This is a genomic window from Polaribacter sp. Asnod6-C07 (assembly GCF_045063625.1).
GTDB classification, from domain to species: Bacteria; Bacteroidota; Bacteroidia; order Flavobacteriales; family Flavobacteriaceae; genus Polaribacter; species Polaribacter vadi_A.
Window position 1 is genome coordinate 53,051 of record NZ_JBEFOF010000005.1, and the last position, 19,170, is coordinate 72,220.

The 19,170-nt window shown below is 27.3% G+C and carries 18 protein-coding genes; 8 read left to right on the forward strand and 10 right to left on the reverse strand.

Annotated elements, in window-relative coordinates; all coding sequences use genetic code 11:
- The 6 genes from ACJJVK_RS00335 to ACJJVK_RS00360 all read left to right on the forward strand — a co-directional run bounded on the left by ACJJVK_RS00335 (nt 1) and on the right by ACJJVK_RS00360 (nt 8,893).
- Nucleotides 1-495 (forward strand): DUF2271 domain-containing protein, encoded by a 495-nt coding sequence (locus ACJJVK_RS00335; protein ID WP_405562174.1) that lies wholly within the window; start codon nt 1-3, stop codon nt 493-495.
- Nucleotides 496-589: 94 nt separating this feature from the next.
- Nucleotides 590-2,788, forward strand: a complete 2,199-nt coding sequence (locus ACJJVK_RS00340) for a PepSY domain-containing protein (protein WP_405562175.1) — start codon at nt 590-592, stop codon at nt 2,786-2,788.
- A gap of 278 nt (nt 2,789-3,066) precedes the next feature.
- The gene (locus tag ACJJVK_RS00345) at nt 3,067-5,748 is read left to right on the forward strand and encodes a TonB-dependent receptor domain-containing protein (RefSeq protein ID WP_405562176.1); all 2,682 of its coding nucleotides are present in this window, start codon (nt 3,067-3,069) and stop codon (nt 5,746-5,748) included.
- Nucleotides 5,749-6,148: 400 nt separating this feature from the next.
- Nucleotides 6,149-6,451, forward strand: a complete 303-nt coding sequence (locus ACJJVK_RS00350; protein ID WP_405562177.1) for a hypothetical protein — start codon at nt 6,149-6,151, stop codon at nt 6,449-6,451.
- Nucleotides 6,451-8,523: a PepSY-associated TM helix domain-containing protein gene (locus tag ACJJVK_RS00355; protein WP_405562178.1), complete on the forward strand. Its 2,073-nt coding sequence runs from the start codon at nt 6,451-6,453 to the stop codon at nt 8,521-8,523. The genes ACJJVK_RS00350 and ACJJVK_RS00355 overlap by 1 nt, the downstream gene beginning before the upstream one ends.
- A 16-nt stretch (nt 8,524-8,539) precedes the next feature.
- A complete protein-coding gene (locus ACJJVK_RS00360) occupies nt 8,540-8,893 on the forward strand; it encodes a DUF6686 family protein (protein WP_405562179.1) in 354 nt (117 codons plus the stop codon).
- A 50-nt stretch (nt 8,894-8,943) separates the two neighbouring features.
- Here the strand turns inward: ACJJVK_RS00360 and ACJJVK_RS00365 are convergent, their stop codons facing one another.
- Both ACJJVK_RS00365 and ACJJVK_RS00370 read right to left on the reverse strand, forming a co-directional pair.
- Nucleotides 8,944-10,404: a magnesium chelatase gene (locus ACJJVK_RS00365; protein WP_405562180.1), complete on the reverse strand. Its 1,461-nt coding sequence runs from the start codon at nt 10,402-10,404 to the stop codon at nt 8,944-8,946.
- A 95-nt stretch (nt 10,405-10,499) separates the two neighbouring features.
- Nucleotides 10,500-11,624: a vWA domain-containing protein gene (locus ACJJVK_RS00370; RefSeq protein WP_405562181.1), complete on the reverse strand. Its 1,125-nt coding sequence runs from the start codon at nt 11,622-11,624 to the stop codon at nt 10,500-10,502.
- A gap of 125 nt (nt 11,625-11,749) precedes the next feature.
- Here ACJJVK_RS00370 and ACJJVK_RS00375 point away from each other — a divergent pair, with 125 nt between their 5' ends.
- The gene (locus ACJJVK_RS00375) at nt 11,750-12,628 is read left to right on the forward strand and encodes a TIGR01777 family oxidoreductase (protein ID WP_405562182.1); all 879 of its coding nucleotides are present in this window, start codon (nt 11,750-11,752) and stop codon (nt 12,626-12,628) included.
- Nucleotides 12,629-12,632: 4 nt separating this feature from the next.
- Here ACJJVK_RS00375 and ACJJVK_RS00380 read toward each other — a convergent pair whose 3' ends face one another.
- Genes ACJJVK_RS00380 through rsfS form a run of 7 tightly spaced genes read right to left on the reverse strand, consistent with a single transcriptional unit; the run spans nt 12,633 to nt 17,956 of the window.
- A complete protein-coding gene (locus tag ACJJVK_RS00380; protein WP_405562183.1) occupies nt 12,633-13,268 on the reverse strand; it encodes a YceI family protein in 636 nt (211 codons plus the stop codon).
- Complete coding sequence (locus tag ACJJVK_RS00385; protein ID WP_215995941.1) at nt 13,265-13,570, reverse strand: acyl-CoA-binding protein; 306 nt, start codon at nt 13,568-13,570, stop codon at nt 13,265-13,267. Before ACJJVK_RS00385 ends, ACJJVK_RS00380 begins: the two co-directional genes overlap by 4 nt.
- Complete coding sequence (locus tag ACJJVK_RS00390) at nt 13,545-14,201, reverse strand: phosphatidylserine decarboxylase family protein (protein WP_405562184.1); 657 nt, start codon at nt 14,199-14,201, stop codon at nt 13,545-13,547. The genes ACJJVK_RS00385 and ACJJVK_RS00390 overlap by 26 nt, the downstream gene beginning before the upstream one ends.
- Nucleotides 14,202-14,203: 2 nt before the next feature.
- Entirely contained in the window at nt 14,204-14,998 is a 795-nt protein-coding gene (locus ACJJVK_RS00395) for a phosphatidate cytidylyltransferase (protein ID WP_405562185.1), read from the reverse strand.
- A 2-nt stretch (nt 14,999-15,000) separates the two neighbouring features.
- A complete protein-coding gene (locus tag ACJJVK_RS00400; protein ID WP_405562186.1) occupies nt 15,001-15,585 on the reverse strand; it encodes an LUD domain-containing protein in 585 nt (194 codons plus the stop codon).
- A gap of 21 nt (nt 15,586-15,606) precedes the next feature.
- The gene (gene ftsH / locus ACJJVK_RS00405; RefSeq protein ID WP_405562187.1) at nt 15,607-17,568 is read right to left on the reverse strand and encodes an ATP-dependent zinc metalloprotease FtsH; all 1,962 of its coding nucleotides are present in this window, start codon (nt 17,566-17,568) and stop codon (nt 15,607-15,609) included.
- A 19-nt stretch (nt 17,569-17,587) separates the two neighbouring features.
- Complete coding sequence (rsfS, locus tag ACJJVK_RS00410) at nt 17,588-17,956, reverse strand: ribosome silencing factor (RefSeq protein ID WP_215995936.1); 369 nt, start codon at nt 17,954-17,956, stop codon at nt 17,588-17,590.
- An 87-nt stretch (nt 17,957-18,043) separates the two neighbouring features.
- On the opposite strand from rsfS, the gene ACJJVK_RS00415 reads away from it, so the two are divergent.
- Complete coding sequence (locus ACJJVK_RS00415) at nt 18,044-18,775, forward strand: biotin--[acetyl-CoA-carboxylase] ligase (RefSeq protein ID WP_405562188.1); 732 nt, start codon at nt 18,044-18,046, stop codon at nt 18,773-18,775.
- Here the strand turns inward: ACJJVK_RS00415 and ACJJVK_RS00420 are convergent.
- Nucleotides 18,772-19,161, reverse strand: a complete 390-nt coding sequence (locus ACJJVK_RS00420) for an SRPBCC family protein (protein WP_405562189.1) — start codon at nt 19,159-19,161, stop codon at nt 18,772-18,774. The two genes, ACJJVK_RS00415 and ACJJVK_RS00420, sit on opposite strands and share 4 nt — an antisense overlap.
- Nucleotides 19,162-19,170 lie beyond the last annotated feature (9 nt).

The following is a 19,170-nucleotide window of genomic DNA, read 5'->3' on the forward strand; positions in this document are numbered from 1 at the left end:
ATGAAAACTAAAAGAACCCTTTTAATATTGCCAGTTATATTATTAATGATAACTGCTTTATTTAGTTTTAAAAAATACACAGAAAGTTCGCCTTATAAATGTATGATTCAAATGAAAAATTATACAGGTGAAGGTGCTTATATAGTAATCTCTTTATTAAATCCTGAAGGTGAATATGAAGAGACTTTATATGTACAAGGTGATGATGATGAGTGGTATTTTGATATTACAGAATGGTGGAATTTTCAAGGAAAAAAACGTGCTGATATAGATGCTATTACAGGTGCAACTATTAGTGGTGGAGAACGTTCTATAAGCGTTATTCAAATTCCTGATGATAAACTAGATCAAGGTTATAAAATTCGTTTTGAAACTGCTGTAGAAGACCAAGATTATCATAAAGATGATGTTGAATTTGAATTAACTTCAGAAAATATAAAATCTAAAATTGAAGGTAAAGGATTTATTCGATATATAAGAATGATGCCACAATAACTTAATTAATAGCAATTCCACTGATTAACCAGAATTGATTTAACTAACCAATTGGTGGATTTGCTTATAAAACACAGTTAGAACTAACTCTTTTATGACAATTTCTATTTGGAGATATAGCCACTTAACCTTGGCAATATCTACTGCTTTATTTATTATTATTGCTTCACTTACAGGAATAATTTTAGCTTTTGAACCAATTTCTAATAAGCTACAACCTTATTCTCCTGTAAATATTGAGCAAATTTCTATTGCAGAAACTGTAGCTATTTTATCAGAAAAATATGATGAAATAATTACCCTAGAAGTTGATGAAAATAATTTTGTAAGTGCTTCTGTAGTTACCAAAGATGGCAAAAGCAAAACTTTTTACTTCAATCCAAAAACAGGTAAAAAAGTGGGGGATCTAATAGAAAAATCACCCATTTTTGAATTTGCAACCAACTTACATAGATCTTTATTCTTAAAATCTACAGGTCGTTTTTTAATTGGTTTTGTTTCTTTTCTACTATTACTAATTGCCATTTCTGGAGTTATTTTAATTGCTAAAAGACAAGGAGGCTTTTTTAAGGTTTTCACTAAGATTGTAAAAGAAAATTTTAATCAATATTACCATATTGTTTTTGGTAAATTGTTTTTAATTCCGATTATAATTATCACAATAACTGGTGTTTATTTATCATTAGAAAAATTCTCTTTGTTGCCAAAGGATAAAAATAAACATCAAAAAAACACCGCATTTACAAATACAACAAACCAACTAAAACCTACTGATTTTGAATTTTTTAAAACTACAAAATTAGCGGATGTAACTAGTTTAGAATTCCCTTTTTCTTCGGATGAAGAAGATTATTTTTACCTAAAAACTATAGATAATGAATTTGCTATTCATCAATTTAATGGTCAAATAGTAAGCAATAAAAAACAATCTTTAATCAGTATAGGATCTTATTATAGTTTAATACTACATACAGGTCAAGGTTCAATTTTATGGTCTATTGTTTTACTCTTGGCTTGTTTTGCTCTTCTATTTTTTATCTTTTCTGGTTTTTCACTTACAATTAAAAGAAGAAAAAATACATCATTGGTTAAAAATAGGTTTAACAAAGATGATACTGAATTTTTAATTTTGGTAGGCTCAGAAACTGGAAGCACTTATAACTTTGCAACTGTATTCTATAAAGCCTTATTATCAGCTAATAAAAAGGTTTTTATATCAGATTTAAATAGTTATACTACTTATAAAAAAGCCAAAAACATTATTGTATTTGCTGCCACATATGGTGATGGAGAAGCACCAATTAATGCAACTAAATTTATTGATAAGTTTACTAAAATCACTCAAAAAAACACAATTCAATTTTGTGTAATTGGTTTTGGTTCTACAGATTACAAAGCGTATTGTAAATATGCAATTTTAGTGCATTCTACAATGCAACTTCATGAGAATTTTGTGCCAGCTTTACCAATTTTTAAAATTAATAATCAGGCATTTTTAGCCTTTGAAACTTGGTTAAAAGAATGGAGTTATTTTTATAAGTTAGATGTACATATTAATAAAGATGATTTCGAAAAATCAAAACTTAAACCACAAAACTTTACAGTTATAAATAAAACTGAAAGAAATATAGATGATACTTTTTTAATTGAGTTAAAACCATCAAAAAAGATAAAGTTTACATCTGGAGATTTACTATCTATTACACCAAAAAATGAAACTAAAAACCGTTTGTATTCAATAGCAAAAATTAATAATAATGTTTTATTAAGCATTAAAAAACATGAGTTGGGTATTTGTTCTAATTATTTAAATGATTTATTTACAAATGATTCTCTTTTAGCTGCTGTGCATAAAAACGAAAAATTTCATTTTCCTAAAAAGGCCAAAGAAGTTGTTTTAATTGCAAACGGAACAGGCATTGCTCCTTTTTTAGGAATGATTGCCAACAATAAATACAAGAAAATTCATTTGTTTTGGGGAGGAAGAACTAAAGAATCTTTTAAAATTTATGAAAATATAATTAACAATGCTATAAAAAACAAAAGATTAACCTCTTTCAATGTAGCGCTTTCACAAGAACAAAAAGAGAAAATCTATGTTCAAGATCTTTTAAAAAATCATTCTGATTTAATTGCAAATACTTTAAAAAATGGAAATCAGATTCTTATTTGTGGATCTTTAATCATGTTAAATGGAGTTACAGAGGTTTTAAACAGTATTAGTGAAAATTCTTTAAAAACACCTTTAAAAATTTATCAAGAAAACAAACAAATTAAAACAGATTGTTATTAAAGAAATTTAGTATTGTACATTAAATTTCATAACAATATTAGTTTTCTTAATAGAACAAAAATTAATTACTACAACTTTACCTCTATTTAACATAGGTCTAATCTTTGACCATAATTATCTTTTAATCATCAAAATATCAGATATCAAATCTTATCTAAATTTAATATAGTTTTTAATTAACCTTTATTTATAATTAATCTAAATAAATATTGCGTATTTAAAAAAGACAATATATTTTTGCTTAAAATTACTATTAATAATTAATCTAAATAAAAATAATGAAAATAATTATTACAAATTTTATTCTGTTATTACTAACAGTTACTATTTCAGCACAAAATAAATCTATAAAAGGAAAAATATTAGATAATGATAATAACCCTTTAGTAGGAGTTTCAGTTTATCTTAAAAACACAAACAAAGGAACAGAAACAGACTTTGATGGTAATTTTGTTATTGAACAAATAAAAAATGATAACCTAACTATTATAATATCTTCAATAGGTTTTAAAACAAAAGAAATACAAATAAAAAATCAAACAGATTTAGGAAATATTATTTTATTTGAAGGAAATGAACTTCTACAAGAAGTTGTACTAACTTCTAGGACAAATTCATTTTCTCGTAAAAAAACTGCTTATGTATCTAAACTCCCATTAAAAGATATGGAAAATGCTCATGTTTATACTACTGTTACTTCTGCTTTGTTAGAATCTCAAGTTGTTACAAACTTAGATGAAGCAATGACAAATGCAACAGGTATTTATAAACTTTGGGAAGGTACAGGTAGAGCTCCTGGAAATGGAACTGCTTATTTTTCATCTAGAGGTTTTAGTGTACAACCAAGAATGGTAGATGGTATTGCTGGTGTTACTTTTAGTGCAATAGATCCATCTTATATTGAAAGAATAGAGGTTATAAAAGGCCCTTCTGCTACATTGTTTGGAAGTACAGAAACATCTTTAGGAGGTTTAATAAATGTAGTGACTAAAAAACCTTTTGAAGGTAAAGGAGGTAGTGTAACTTATACTGGTGGTTCTTTTGGTTTAAATAGAGTTTCTTTAGATTACAACACTCCTTTAGGAAAAACAAATGCTCCATTTTTTAGAGTAAATGCTTCTTATTTAACTCAAGATAGTTTTCAAGACGCTGGTTTTAAAAATACATTTTTTATTGCACCTTCTATGTCTTATAGAATAAATAATAAATTAAATGTTTCTGTTAACTTAGAATATTCGCAAACAGAATCTACAAATCCTTCTATGTTATTTTTAAGAAGTGGTATGCCACTTGTAGCTACAAATATCGATGAATTAAATATTGATCCAAATAAATCTTTTACTTCTAACGATATTACTTTAGATAACTCTACTTTAAATACAAGGGCCATTTTTGATTATAAAATATCTGATACTTGGACTTCACAAACTGCTTTTTCTAGTAGTTATGCACAAACAGATGGGTTATACCAATATCAATTTGATGGTGGGGCTGCAGGTCTTTTATTGTTAACTTCAATAACTGGGCAACTTAATAATATTGGTTTAGATGCAGCTACTTTGGGTTATTTAAACTCATTAATAGATCCACTTGTTAACCCAATGTTAGCAGAGGCTTCATCTTTATTAGCTTCAGAGTCTTTTACACGTGTTTATAGTGAAAGAGATGCAAGTGAAACGAGGTTTAACTTACAACAAAATTTTACTGGAGATGTTAAAATTGGAGATGCTAGAAATAGATTGGTTTTTGGAGTCGATTACATCAGCAATCAAAGAAATAGTAAAAATGTAAATGGAAATACAGAACTTACTTCTTCATCAAACTTTCCACAATTAATTGCCACCCTTAATGCTTTAGGTTTATCTCCTTTTTCAGAAGCAATAGAGAGCAATTTTTCTACTTTTCCATATTTTGATGCTTTTATAGCAGCAAATGGAGATGTAATACCAACTACATTTACACCAAATGCTACATATTTTACAGATGCAAAAAATGTACAAGAAAACTTTGATAAATTAGATCCTTTTGTAAGTAATTTAAAATCTCAAACGCTTGCAGCTTATGTTTCTGATGTAATCAATATTACACCTGCATTAACAGTTAATGTTGGTTTACGTTTAGATCATTTTATACAAGATGGTAAAGAATCTACTACAGCAGATGATTATACAAAAACAACCTTATCTCCAAGCGCAGGTATATTATATCAGCCAATTAAAGATCAGTTATCAGTTTTTGGAAATTACCAAACAGGTTTTGTTAATAACAATCCTATAGTTAATGCAGATGGTTCAGTAGATGTCTTTCAACCAACTAAAGCTGTACAGTTTGAAGGAGGAGTAAAAACAAATTTATTTAAAGGAAAATTAAATTTAGGAGCTAGTTATTATTATATAACTGTAAATGATTTTACAACAAGTGATCCTTATGCATTATTATTTCCTGTAACAATTGACATGGCAGAAAGTATTAGTAAAGGTTTTGAATTCGAGATAAATACAAACCCTATTAAAAACCTTAATATTAGAGCTTCTTATTCTATTAACGACAGAAAATACACAGATGTATATAGTGAAAAAGCAATAGATCCAACAACTGGTATTGTAGGTAGACAAGTTGTAGAATATTTAGACAGAAGACCCACAGAAGCAGGTGCAGAAAATTTATATAATTTTTGGGCAGACTACAAATTTGATGAAAATAGTTTTGCAAAAAACTTTGGTGTAGGTTTTGGTTTTAATGGAGCTTCTGAAAACTTAACAAAAAACAATGCTATTGCAGGCGTATTTACAATACCAAGTTATACTGTTTTTAATGCTAGTTTATACTATAATGTTGATAAATTTAGAATAGCAGTAAAAGCAAATAATTTCACAAATAAAATATATTATAATGGTTGGACAACTGTAAACGCACAAGCACCTAGAGCATTTTTAGGCACAATTAGCTATAATTTTTAATGTATCCAAAAGGTTTAATTGAATACAAAATTCTAAGTATAGAGTTTTATAATATATAAAAAAATGATAAGTATTTTAATAATAGTTATTTTATTAGGGTGTTATTTTTTGTACAACACATCAAAAAAAACTCAGTTAGAAAAAAACTCTCTATTAGATTTTTGGTTGCAAAAAAACATCAAAAGAACTAAATATTTGGGGCTAATAATTTTATTTATTGCACTCATATTAACTATCATTTTTTTTGGATTAACAAGTGGCTTATTTTTTTGGTTCTTTACAATATCTACTATTTTTATTTTACTAATTCTAGTATATCCGTTAAAAATATTTAAGAAAAAACACATTATTATTCTGTTTTTAACAACTCAAACACTTGAAATAATTCTAAACTTATAATATGCCTGCTAACAAAAAATATTTAACTAAAAATTCTTGGCAAAAATTTGCTAAAATATCAGCAGGAATTATAGGAGGATATATTATAACTGCTCTTTTTCATTTATCATTAGCCTTATGGTTACCAAATCATAAAGAGGTTTTAATAACATCTATCTATACCTTTTTTATACTTTGGGGAGTTTTGTTAATTATTCCTTATTTGTTTAAAAACGGATGGAAAGTTTGGGTGATATATATTTTAATATCTATACTTTTTTATACAATTTACTTCTTTGGCAAACAACAAAATCCTTTTATATAATGAGTAAAAGAAATTATAATATTTTTTTTAATACACATACTGTAAGCGGTATTGTAATAAGTATAGCTTTATATGTTATATTCTTTGCAGGTGCATTTTCGTTATTTAAAGATGAAATTTCAATATGGGAAGAAGGAAATAATTTAAAACATATTGAGAAAAAAGATATAAATTATGATAAAATATTAAATAATTTAGATCAAAAATATAATTTAATAGGTAGAGATTTACAATTAAACTTTAACTTTAAAAGTGATGATATTTCTGTTTCTATTGATGCACAAAAAGACTCAATTAATAATAAAATTGATCTTGAAAGAAAAGTCTTCTATATAAACACCAATACGTTTGAGCAAAAAACTTATAAAGAACAATATAGCTTAGGAGAGTTTATTTATAGATTACATTATTTTAGGCAAATTCCTTTTATTGGGCAATACTTATCTGGTTTTATTTCTTTATTTTTTTTGTTTGCTATAATAACTGGTGTTATTATTCATTGGAAAAAAATTATTCCTAATTTTTATCAATTCAACCCTAAATCAACATTAAAACGTATCTGGACAGATTCTCACACAGCTCTTGGTGTTATTGGTTTACCTTTTCAATTTATATTTGCTGTTACAGGAGCTTATTTGGGTATTGGTGTTCTAGTGCTTTTACCAGCCACATTTTTATATAATGGGAGTCAAGATAAATTAATAGAAGATTTACGTCCTGCAAGAAAAACTTACGAATGGAAAACCACTACAGATAAAGAAGTTTTAAGTTTTAATTCTTTTGCTAAAAAAACAAACGATACTTGGGATAATTTTCAATTAACCAGAGCATTTATAAGAAATTATAAAGGTAATAATATGGAGTATGTATTAATTGGAGAGCTTAGTGACAAAGAGAGATATATAGGTATTGGTAGAATTGTTTACAATGCATTTACAGGAGAAATACAAGAAATTAAAAACCCTAATAAATTAGGTTATTTAGAAGATTCACAAAGATTATTAGCAAGATTACACTTTGCTGATTTTGGTGGATTTTGGGTGAAAATCATCTATTTTATTTTGGCATTAATTACTTGTTTTGTAATAATTACAGGAGTTTTAATTTATGTAGAAGCTAGAAACAAAAAAAGCATGACGTTAAAACAACGTTTGTTTACTGCTAAAGTTGGTCATATTTATTTAGCAATGTGTTTATCTATGTTTCCTATTATTGCTGCTTCATTTTTATTGATAAAACTGTTACCACAAGCATACATGAATCAAAGAATGGACATTTTGTATGTTTTCTTTTTTATTACTTGGTTAATTACAACAATATATTTTCGCTACAAGAGAGATAATTATTTTACAAACAAAGTCAATTTATTAGCAGGCGCAATTATCGGAATTTTAATTCCAATTGCTAACGGAATTGTTTCTAATAATTGGATTTGGCATACTTATAAGAATAATCAATTTGAAATTCTTTCAGTAGATCTTTTATGGATACTATTGTCTATTACAGCTTTTCTGGTGTATTTAAAAATTAAACCTTCCATTAAAGAACAAAGTGCTTTTACTAAAAACCCTATTGATTTTAAGAATCGAAAAATATTATTACAAGCTGAGAAAAATAAATCAACTATACCTCTTAAAAAAGTAATTACAGTAAAAAATTCATTAAATAAAAACAATATTTCTATGAGAACAAAAATTATAATTCTTTGGATATTTTTAGCAATAGGTTGGATTATTCATCATATATATGGGCTATTCAACATCTATTATAATGAAACTCTAATTATTGATGGAGCTACAGGAAAAGTACCAATGGCACATCACATTTATAGAGTGATATTTGAAGGAGTTTGTTTACTTTTTGCTTTATTTACTCTAGAAGTTTCTAAAAAATGGTTTAGATGGACTTCTTTTACCTGGGCAATTATTACAAGTATGTATAATATATATCATTTTATAGAAGCCCTAATTTTTGAAAGTAGTAATATTTCAGAAATTTTTATGTTGGCATTAGTTTCAGTGGCTAGTATTTTCTTGGTTAGGAATTTAAATAATTGGAGAAAACTTAAATAACCCCAAACAATAAAATATGTGTCAGAATTCAAGAATAATATCAAGTGTAAAAAATGGCGAACTTGCTGTTTGCGATAGTTGTAAAAACTATGCATTAACCTATAATAATGTGTATTTTCAATTTGATAAAAACCAACTTTTACAATTTAGAAAATATGTTGCAAATATAGATATTGATTACTGGCAAGATTATTATGCATGTACAACTAAAAAAAGAAAAATACCTGTAACTACATTACATCAAAATTTAATATTAATTTTTAGTTTAGAAGAAATTGAAGATTTAAAAGTGTTGTTATTACTAAAAGATGATAATAAAGAAGAGTTTTTAATCCCTATTGAAATTGATTACCCATTAATCTTGAATTAATGTTAACTAGAAACCTCATAGATTTTTGTCTATGAGGTTTTAATTTTTAATTATAATCCATTTATAAAATTACCATAAGGATCTTTAAATTGTGTGCCTTCTGCAAATCGATATTTGCTTAGTTTTTTAAATTCTACTAAAGCCCAAAGCACAAATTCTTTTACAAAATACGTATCAGATTTATTCATGTTAGGTTGATGATCTTTTAAGAAATCATCTAAAGGTTTTATTTTATCTAACTCTTTTTTATAAGCTTCTTCTGAGTAATCATCTAACAATTCAAAATCTTCATCAGCATTAAAAAACCAAGACACAATATCATCATAAGGTGATTCATCTGTAGTTTTTTCCAATTTTTTTATTTCAGGAAAATAAGTAGGAAAAAGTGTTTTAATTGCTCTTTTAATTAAAGTTTCTGCAACAACCTGTGCACCTTCTTGTTCTCCTTCATAAACCAATTCTACTTTACCTGTAATTGCTGGTATAATTCCATCAAAATCATTTAAACGAATCATAGTTTCAGCATCACCAGATAAAATGGATCTTCTTTCTGCTGTGCTTAATAAATTCTCGAAAGCAGAAATACTTAAACGTGCACTTACACCACTTTTAGCATCAATATATTCACTATCTCTTGCCTCAAAAACAATTTGTTCTAACAAATCTTTTGCCAATTCTGGAACTTTTATAAAATCCTTTTGAACATTTTTTGCTTCTTGTTGAGTAATTATTTTTGCAGTTTCAATATCCTCTGGATAATGTGTTAAAATCTGCGAGCCAATTCTATCTTTTAAAGGAGTAACAATACTACCTCTATTTGTATAATCTTCAGGATTTGCAGTAAATACGAATTGCATATCTAAAGGCAATCGTAATTTAAATCCGCGAATTTGAATATCTCCTTCTTGCAAAATATTAAACAAAGCCACTTGAATTCTTGCTTGTAAATCTGGCAATTCATTAATAACAAAAATACATCTGTTTGCTCTTGGAATCATTCCATAATGAATAACTCTATCATCTGCATAACTCAATTTTAAATTGGCTGCTTTTATAGGATCTACATCACCAATAATATCTGCTACTGTAACATCTGGAGTTGCTAATTTCTCTGCAAAACGATCACTCCTATGCAACCAAAAAATCGGAGTTGCATCTCCCTTTTCTTTGATTATTTCTACTGCAAATCTAGATATTGGATTTAAAGGATCATCATTGATTTCTGAACCTTCTACAACAGGTATGTATTCGTCTAACAAATCTACCATTAATCTTGCCAAACGTGTTTTTGCTTGACCTCTTAAACCTAATAAGTTGATATTATGTTTGCTTAAAATTGCTCTTTCTAATTCAGGAATTACTGTGTTTTCATAACCATGTACACCTTTAAAAACGGTTTCTTTACTCATCATTTTACTTATGAGATTTTCTCTTAACTCGTCTTTAATTGATTTTGATTCGTATCCAGAATTTTTTAATTCTCCTAATGTATTTATAGTACTTATGTTCATATAATTTGCTTTTTGCCTTTGGTTTTTAGCCATTAGCACTTACATTTATGTTATTACCACTAAAAGCGAAAGGCCAATAGCCAATAGCTGTTTTTCTAACCTTTTATCCTTTTCTTTCTATTCGTTTCATAATCTTCAAAAATCATTTCTCCTAAACCTTTTAAGCCAGTGTAAAATGCTTTTCCTTGATTTGCCTGTGTAAATGCTTTTACAAATTGCATTAAATAAGGGTCTTGTGCAATCATAAAAGTAGTAATTGGTATATGTAATTTTCTGGCTTGTTGAGCCATTGCATAGCATTTATTTACAATGTGCTTATCTAAGCCATTGCTATTTTTATAATATTGTCCATCAGGCAAACGCAAACAACTTGGTTTACCATCAGTTATCATAAAAATCTGTTTATTGGTATTTTTCTTTCTACGTAATAAATCCATTGCTAATTGCAAACCAGCTACTGTATTTGTGTGGTAAGGACCAACTTGTAAATAAGGTAAATCTTTAATTTTAATGGTCCATGCATCATTACCAAAAACCAAAATATCTAAAGTATCTTTTGGATAACGAGTTGTAATTAACTCAGCTAAAGCCATTGCAACTTTTTTGGCAGGTGTAATTCTATCTTCACCATATAAAATCATTGAGTGACTAATATCTATCATTAATACAGTACTCATTTGACTTTTATGTAGTGTTTCTTCTACAACCAAATCATTTTCTGAGAGTGTAAAATCGCCAATTCCATTATTAATTTGAGCATTTCTAATACTTTCAGTCATGGAAACTTTGTCTAAATTATCTCCAAATTGATACGCTCTAAAATCTCCTGTATGTTCATCTCCAATTCCTGGCGATTTACTTTTGTGATTCCCAGAACCACTTCTTTTAATCTTACCAAAAATATGATTTAATGCTTGCTGACGAATTGCTCTTTCTGTTTTAGAAGTAATTTTTGTGCCTCCTGTTCCATCTCCTTTTATTTCTTCTTTAATATAACCTTTCTTCTTTAAATCCTCAATAAAATCATCAATGGTATAATTTTCATCAGTTAAATTATATTCTTTATCTAGAGAACGTAACCAATCTATGGCTTCATCAAAATCGCCAGAAGTATGAGTGATTAACTCTTTAAAAATTTCAAAAAGTTTCTCAAAAGGAGATTGTTTATCTGCTTCATACGTTTTAAAAACAAAACCTTTTCTTTTAATATTATCTTTCATCAGTATAAAAATACAGCTTTATCTACTTAAAAAATAAAGATTAACATTGCTTTAATATATGTACACATAAATTTGTTTTATTATATTTAAAAAAGATTAAACAAAAAAATATTTAACTTTGGTATATGGCAAAAATAATTATTACAGGAGGCACAGGTTTGGTAGGTACAAAACTTACAGAATTGTTATTAAAGAACAAATATGATGTCATTGTTCTAAGTAGAAATCCGAAGAAAAATAACGAATATAAATGGGATATTTCTAAAAATTATATTGATAAAAAAGCCTTAGAAAATGTAGATTATATTATTCATTTAGCTGGTGCAGGTATTGCTGATAAACGTTGGACAAACGAAAGAAAAAAAATAATTATTGATAGTAGAGTTGATACTGCTAACTTACTTTTTCATAAAATAAAAGAACACAATTTAAATCTAAAAGGTTTTATTTCTGCTTCTGGCATTGGTTATTATGGAGCTATTACTTCCGATAAAATTTTTGAAGAATTAGATAAAGTTGGTAACGATTTTTTAGGTGAAGTTTGCCAAAAATGGGAAGATGCTGCACATCAATTTAAAACCTTAAATATACCAGTAACTATTTTAAGAACTGGTGTTGTTTTATCAGAAAAAGGTGGTGCATTAGAAAAAATGAAAACGCCAATTATTACACCTTTAGGTTCTGGTAAACAATATATGCCATGGATTCATATAGAAGATCTTTGCCAAATATATTTTAAAACAATAAATGATAATTTATCAGGAATTTTTAATGCTGTTTCTCCAGAACATCAAACAAATGCAACTTTTTCTAAAGAATTGGCAAAAAGTATAAAAAAACCATATTTGGGTATTGGTGTACCTAGTTTTATGTTGAAAGTAATATTTGGAAATATGGCAAAAATACTTTTAGAAGGTAGTAGAATTTCTGCAAAAAAAATCGAAAAGAATGGGTATTCTTTTCGATTTAAAACGCTTAAAAAAGCATTAAATACTTTATTTTAAAATCTTAGAATGTTGTTGTAATATTTAAAGCAACATCGCTCCAAGTTTTAGAAACTCCATCTGCACCTGTATGTAAAATTTCACAAACTTTATTTAAAGACGCTAAAGCTTCACCTGCATTCCAATTATTAATATCAATTGTAGTTTGCATATTAAAAGTTTTATCTACAATTGTGTAAGTAAAAAGTACATCTTCTGTTTTACCATTCATTGTAATTTTAGCAATACCATCTTTATCTGTAGTTAAAGATAATTTACCAGTAAGCAATTTTGTATCAGCCATTGCACCAAAGAAAAACTTTCTAATTTTAAAATCTCTACTGCTATCTTTAGTAGCTAAACTACTAACAGGTATAGAAAATTCAGTGTTGTTAATAGCTTCTTTAACAGAATTACCTTCACCTCCAGCAATAATATCAATTTTATCAAACTGACCTCCTACCCCAATTTTTTCTGTAGTTTTATAAGCTGTAAATTTAATATCGTTTTTTGCCTTTGCTACAGAAAAAGCTGCAGAACTAGTTTTAACTTCTGTAGTTATCGTTTCTTTATTTTCTTCTTTTTTAGTTTCTGATTTACAAGCAGAAAAATTAAATGCTGTTGCTACAATTAAAAAAGAAATAATACTTATTTTTTTCATGATTTTAGATTTTTACTATTTAAAATTATATTTGCAAGTGTAATGTATTCTTGTTTTGCTTCCTTTACAGACATACCATTTAATTGCATCCAAGCATTAAATTTAAAAGCATTTCTAACATCTAATTCGTTGTTATTAGAAAATTTATTACCAAAATTTGCTTGCTTATAATAAGCATACAATTTTAGCATGTTGTCTGGTGCAACTGCTTCTTTTAATTCAGATATTTTTTTAAAAGCCGTTTTAAACTTTTCATCTAAATCGTCTGAATTATTTCTATTTTTCTGCGATAACTTGGACACCACCTTTAACTTTATCTCCTAATTTTACATTAATTTTAGTACCTAATGGTAAATAAACATCAACTCTAGAACCAAATTTAATAAAACCTGCATCTGTGCTTTGCACTACTTTATCTCCTTCTTTAGCATAATTTACAATCCTTTTTGCTAAAGCACCAGCAATTTGTCTGTATAAAATTTCACCTACAGTTTTATTTTCTATAACAACAGTTGTTCTTTCATTTTCTGTTGATGCTTTTGGATGCCAAGCCACTAAATATTTACCTGGATGATATTTACTATATTTAATTATACCACTCATTGCATATCTAGTAACATGCACATTTATTGGCGACATAAAAATAGAAACTTGTATTCTTTTATCTTTAAAATATTCTGGTTCTTCTACTTCTTCTATAACTACAACTTTACCATCTACAGGTGCAATAATGGTATGATCTTCTAAAACACCAACTCTTGTAGGGTTTCTAAAAAACTGAAGTACTATTATAACAAAAGCTAAAACTATTATTTGAATTACTTTAACAAGCCAATAAATATCAATAAATTTTTCTGCCAAAAAAATTGCTGCAATAGCAATAATAAAAGTGATTGATATTATTTTATAGCCTTCTTTATGAAATCGAAACATAGTTAAATTATATAGTTAATATACAAATATACAAAGGGTGCAGCAAACAACAAACTATCTAACCTGTCTAAAATACCTCCATGACCAGGCATAATATTTCCACTGTCTTTTATATTTGCTTGTCTTTTAAATTTAGATTCTACCAAATCTCCAACTGTACCTATTAAAGATACTATAACAGCAATTATAAGCCAGTTAAGTGTTGTAAAATCTGTATTATATTTACTAATGATAAAGCCTGTAATAATTGCAAAAACCAAACCTCCTAGAAGACCCTCAATTGTTTTTTTAGGTGATACTGATGGAAATAATTTATTTTTCCCAAAGTTTTTACCAACTAAAAAAGCAAAAGAATCATTTACCCAAATTAATGATAATATGCTAATCATTAAATAAGGATGAAAACTATCTTCATAAAATGGCAACATGACTAAAAAACACATCGAAAAAATTACATAACGAATTGTTAGTCCTAATTTAGATCTGTCATCTGTGAATTTAATCTCTTTTTTTGCAAATAATTGATAGATTAATAATATTGATGACAATAAATTAATAATTAAAATACCAATAGTTGCAAAACTATTTTGTCTTTTTATTAATAGAAACAAAATAAGAGGAAAAAACAAATAGGCAGCATAACTTTTAAGTTGAGCAATTTTAGAAAATTCCCAAATACAAAGAAAGCCAAATAGTGTAATTAATATAATGTATGATTCTTTTGAAAAAAGAATCGCAGAAATAAAAATTAAAATGTAAACAATTCCAGAAAAACTCCTTCTTAAAAGGTTGCGCATATTTATAAATCTTCAAGCAGGAGCAAATATAAGTTTTTTGAGTTATTGTTACCGTAGTTTAAAAAGTTATCATCACTATTATTACTATTATAGTTCTTTATTGATGAAATATTGGTTGGTAAATCTTTTTTAAACTTGGTTTTTATACCTGTTAAACCCTGATTAGTATCTTTAACCAACTGACTTGTAGTTGCAAAAACAATAAAATTATCTGGAAAATCTTTTAAACGCGTACTTTTTAATTGATTAGACGAAAAAAGAATTTCTCCTTTATCTGCTATTAAATGTTCGCAAGAAGTAAATATAGAAGGATCATCGTTAAAAGAATCTACTATATTTAAATCATTAGTTTTTAAAAGTGAACTTAATCTATCATCTAAAAGAAAAATATTTTTCCAGTTATTCTCTGCTATAACTTTTTTAAAATTAGCTATAACTTCCTGATTATTTATACAATACAAAAATTTACCACCTTTTTCTACAAAATTATGTGCAAAAAGATCATCTAAAGCTAGATTTACTTCTTGTTTTTGAACCTCTTCTTCCTCTTTATCAGGGATACTAAAAATTTTCTTAAAAAAATTCATTCAAAAAGTTTAATCAGAAACCTAATCTATAGACGGCGTTTCAATTTCTTTTATAACCTCTACTTCTTCATTATTACTAACTTCAAAAGGTCTTTTACCAAAGATTTTAACTAAATCATCTTTAAAAATAACTTCTTTTTCTAATAATAATTCTGCTAAAACAGTTAATTTTTCTTTATTATTTGATAATAAATCTATAGCTCTTGCATACTGTAACTCTATCATTTTAGAGATTTCTCTATCTATTTTCTTTCCAGTTTCTTCGCTATAAGGTTTAACAAATGCGTCATTACCAGAAGAATCATAATAAGTAATATTCCCTACTTCTTCATTTAAACCATAAACAGTAACCATTGCTCTAGCTTGTTTGGTAACTTTTTCTAAATCGCTTAAAGCACCAGTAGAAATTTTATTAAAAATAATTTTTTCTGCAGCTCTACCACCTAAAGTAGCACACATTTCGTCTAACATTTGCTCTGTTTGTACAATTAACCTTTCTGCTGGTAAATACCAAGCAGCTCCTAAAGATTGACCTCTAGGTACAATTGTAACTTTTACTAATGGTGCAGCATGTTCTAACATCCAACTTACAGTTGCATGACCTGCTTCGTGAAAAGCAATTACTTCTTTTTCTTTTGGTGTTATTACTTTCTTTTTCTTTTCTAAACCACCAACAATTCTATCTACAGCATCTAAAAAGTCTTGATGATGTATTGCTTTTTTACCATTTCTGGCAGCAATTAAAGCTGCTTCATTACACATATTTGCAATATCTGCACCAGAAAAACCAGGTGTTTGTTGTGCTAAAAACTCAACATTAACATCATTAGCTATTTTTAATGGTTTAATATGTACATCAAAAATTTCTTGTCTTTCTCTAATATCTGGTAAGTCAACATAAATCTGACGATCAAAACGACCTGCTCTCATTAATGCTTTATCTAAAACATCTGCTCTGTTTGTAGCAGCAATAACAATTACATTAGTATCTGTACCAAAACCATCCATTTCTGTTAAAAGTTGGTTTAAAGTATTTTCTCTCTCATCATTACCACCTGTCATAGAATTTTTACCACGAGCTCTACCAATAGCATCAATCTCATCAATAAAAATAATAGAAGGCGATTTTTGTTGTGCTTGTTTAAATAAATCACGCACTCTAGAAGCACCTACACCAACAAACATTTCTACAAAATCTGAACCAGATAAAGAGAAAAATGGCACACCTGCTTCACCTGCAACTGCTTTGGCTAATAAAGTTTTACCTGTACCTGGAGGACCTACTAATAAAGCTCCTTTTGGTATTTTACCACCTAATGAAGTATATTTTTCTGGGCTTTTTAAGAAATCTACAATTTCTTGTACTTCTTCTTTTGCACCTTCTAAACCTGCAACATTTTCGAAAGTTGTTTTAACTTTTGTGTCTTTATCAAATAATTTAGCTTTAGATTTTCCGATACTAAAAATTTGACCTCCACCTCCAGAGCCACTTCCTCCTCCAGACATTCTACGCATAAAAAATAACCAAACTGCTATTAAAATAATAAAAGGTAAAAAACCTATAATTGCATCAAAAATGCTAGTTCTTTCTCTATTATCTATATCAACAATTAAATCATTTTCTTGTTTTGCTTTTGCTACACTTTCTTCAAAAGTTCTTTGATCTCCAAAATTATACTCATATACAGCAGAACCTGGTCTGTAAAATGTAGAATTCGTAAACTCTTTATGAGTCGTTTTTTTTAAAGCCTCTTGCGTTAAAAATATTTGAGCTACGTCTTTATTTAAAACAACAATTTCTTTAATATCATTTGCTTTTAAAATTGCATCAAACTTATTTTTAGAAATACTTTTTGATGCTAAATCTCCACTATTAAAAAACTGAACTGCTATAATTACGATTAAGATTGCTCCATAAATCCAATAAGAATTGAATTTAAATTTTGGCAAATTACTTTTGTTCTCTTTATTTGAATCACTCATTGTTATAAAATCAATAGGTTTAAATTGGGTTAATTTCGGTGATTTTAGCATCACCCCAAAGACTTTCTATGTCATAAAAATCTCTTACTTGCTTTTGGAAAATATGAACTACAACATTTACGTAATCCATTAAAACCCACTCAGAATTACCTTGCCCTTCTATATGCCAAGGTTTATCTTGTATTTCTTTACTAACTATTTTTTGTACAGAACCTGAAATTGCATTTACTTGCGTATTAGAATTACCTGAACAAACTACAAAATAATCACAAACTGTATTTTCTATTTCTCTTAAATCTAGTAATTGAATGTTTTCTCCTTTAACATCGTCAATTCCTTTAATAATTACAGCGATTAAATCGTCTGTGCTTACTTGTTTTTTTGTCATTAATTTTATTCTAATTTAAAAGCAAAGTTATTATTTTTTTGCGAGTTTTTTATGTAATATTGAACTTGTTTACACTTTATTTAACAATTGAAAATAATCAAACTTAGTGCCATTGATTCTACAAATTCTTTTTTAAAAGAATTGTCTCAAAAATCTCCAATAGATAACTTTACTGTTGTTGTTACAGACAAGCAAACAAAAGGTAGAGGACAACAAGCTAATACTTGGATTTCTGAACCCTATAAAAACCTTACTACCAGTATATTTATCACAAATTTTGATTTAGAGATTTATCATCAAAAATACTTGAATTTTGCAATTAGCTTGGCTATTTTTGATGTATTATTTGCAAACAACATTAAAGCTCTTTCTATTAAATGGCCAAACGACATTATGTCAGCAAATAAGAAAATATGTGGCATTTTAATAGAAAATAACATCAGAAAAAATAAAATTTATTCATCTATTATTGGTTTAGGCCTAAATGTAAACCAAGAAAGTTATCCAGATTATTTAGAAAAAGCATCATCATTAAAAATGATAACTAACATTAACTATAATTTAGATGACTTACTTTTAGAGTTAATCAATTATCTAAAAGAAAGGGTTAATCAATTAAATTTAAAAAATTATAGTAAACTAGAAAGTAATTATTTAAACGTATTATACAAAAAAGAAACACCATCTATGTTTAAAGACAAAAATGGTGTTTTATTTATGGGTAAAATTACAGGTATTTCTAGTTTTGGTAACCTTTTAGTTGAAATTGAAGATGAAACCATTAAAGAATTCGGAATTAAAGAAATTTCTTTCGTTTAAATTTTCTCTAAATTACTGGTTAAAGTTTCAATAAAACTGGTTAATGGTTTTTTAACCATCATTGCCATCATTGCATTAAATTGACCATTAAAATCTAATTGAACTTCAGATGAACTTTCATCAATAGCATTAATATCTGCAACCAATTCAAAATCTAACTTACTACTTGCAGCACCTAAAGTAATGTTAGAATATTCTGTAGAATCTTTTAAAACCAATCTAATTTCTGGCATTCCTTTTAATCCGAAGATAAAAGAATCTCCATCCACTTCGAATTTTTGGATAGATTCTGGCATTAACTGCTCAAAGTTTTTTAGTTCAGTTAAAAATTCAAAAGTCTCTTGTTGAGATTTTTGCAATACTACTTTATTACCTTTAATGTTCATTATTATTTG

Bases quoted from the DNA above. Each gene is read 5' to 3' on its own strand.
- ACJJVK_RS00335 (WP_405562174.1), top strand. From the start codon at position 1: ATGAAAACTAAAAGAACCCTTTTAATATTGCCAGTTATATTATTAATG.
- ACJJVK_RS00340 (WP_405562175.1), top strand. From the start codon at position 590: ATGACAATTTCTATTTGGAGATATAGCCACTTAACCTTGGCAATATCT.
- ACJJVK_RS00345 (WP_405562176.1), top strand. From the start codon at position 3,067: ATGAAAATAATTATTACAAATTTTATTCTGTTATTACTAACAGTTACT.
- ACJJVK_RS00350 (WP_405562177.1), top strand. From the start codon at position 6,149: ATGCCTGCTAACAAAAAATATTTAACTAAAAATTCTTGGCAAAAATTT.
- ACJJVK_RS00355 (WP_405562178.1), top strand. From the start codon at position 6,451: ATGAGTAAAAGAAATTATAATATTTTTTTTAATACACATACTGTAAGC.
- ACJJVK_RS00360 (WP_405562179.1), top strand. From the start codon at position 8,540: ATGTGTCAGAATTCAAGAATAATATCAAGTGTAAAAAATGGCGAACTT.
- ACJJVK_RS00365 (WP_405562180.1), bottom strand. From the start codon at position 10,404: ATGAACATAAGTACTATAAATACATTAGGAGAATTAAAAAATTCTGGA.
- ACJJVK_RS00370 (WP_405562181.1), bottom strand. From the start codon at position 11,624: ATGAAAGATAATATTAAAAGAAAAGGTTTTGTTTTTAAAACGTATGAA.
- ACJJVK_RS00375 (WP_405562182.1), top strand. From the start codon at position 11,750: ATGGCAAAAATAATTATTACAGGAGGCACAGGTTTGGTAGGTACAAAA.
- ACJJVK_RS00380 (WP_405562183.1), bottom strand. From the start codon at position 13,268: ATGAAAAAAATAAGTATTATTTCTTTTTTAATTGTAGCAACAGCATTT.
- ACJJVK_RS00390 (WP_405562184.1), bottom strand. From the start codon at position 14,201: ATGTTTCGATTTCATAAAGAAGGCTATAAAATAATATCAATCACTTTT.
- ACJJVK_RS00395 (WP_405562185.1), bottom strand. From the start codon at position 14,998: ATGCGCAACCTTTTAAGAAGGAGTTTTTCTGGAATTGTTTACATTTTA.
- ACJJVK_RS00400 (WP_405562186.1), bottom strand. From the start codon at position 15,585: ATGAATTTTTTTAAGAAAATTTTTAGTATCCCTGATAAAGAGGAAGAA.
- ftsH (WP_405562187.1), bottom strand. From the start codon at position 17,568: ATGAGTGATTCAAATAAAGAGAACAAAAGTAATTTGCCAAAATTTAAA.
- rsfS (WP_215995936.1), bottom strand. From the start codon at position 17,956: ATGACAAAAAAACAAGTAAGCACAGACGATTTAATCGCTGTAATTATT.
- ACJJVK_RS00420 (WP_405562189.1), bottom strand. From the start codon at position 19,161: ATGAACATTAAAGGTAATAAAGTAGTATTGCAAAAATCTCAACAAGAG.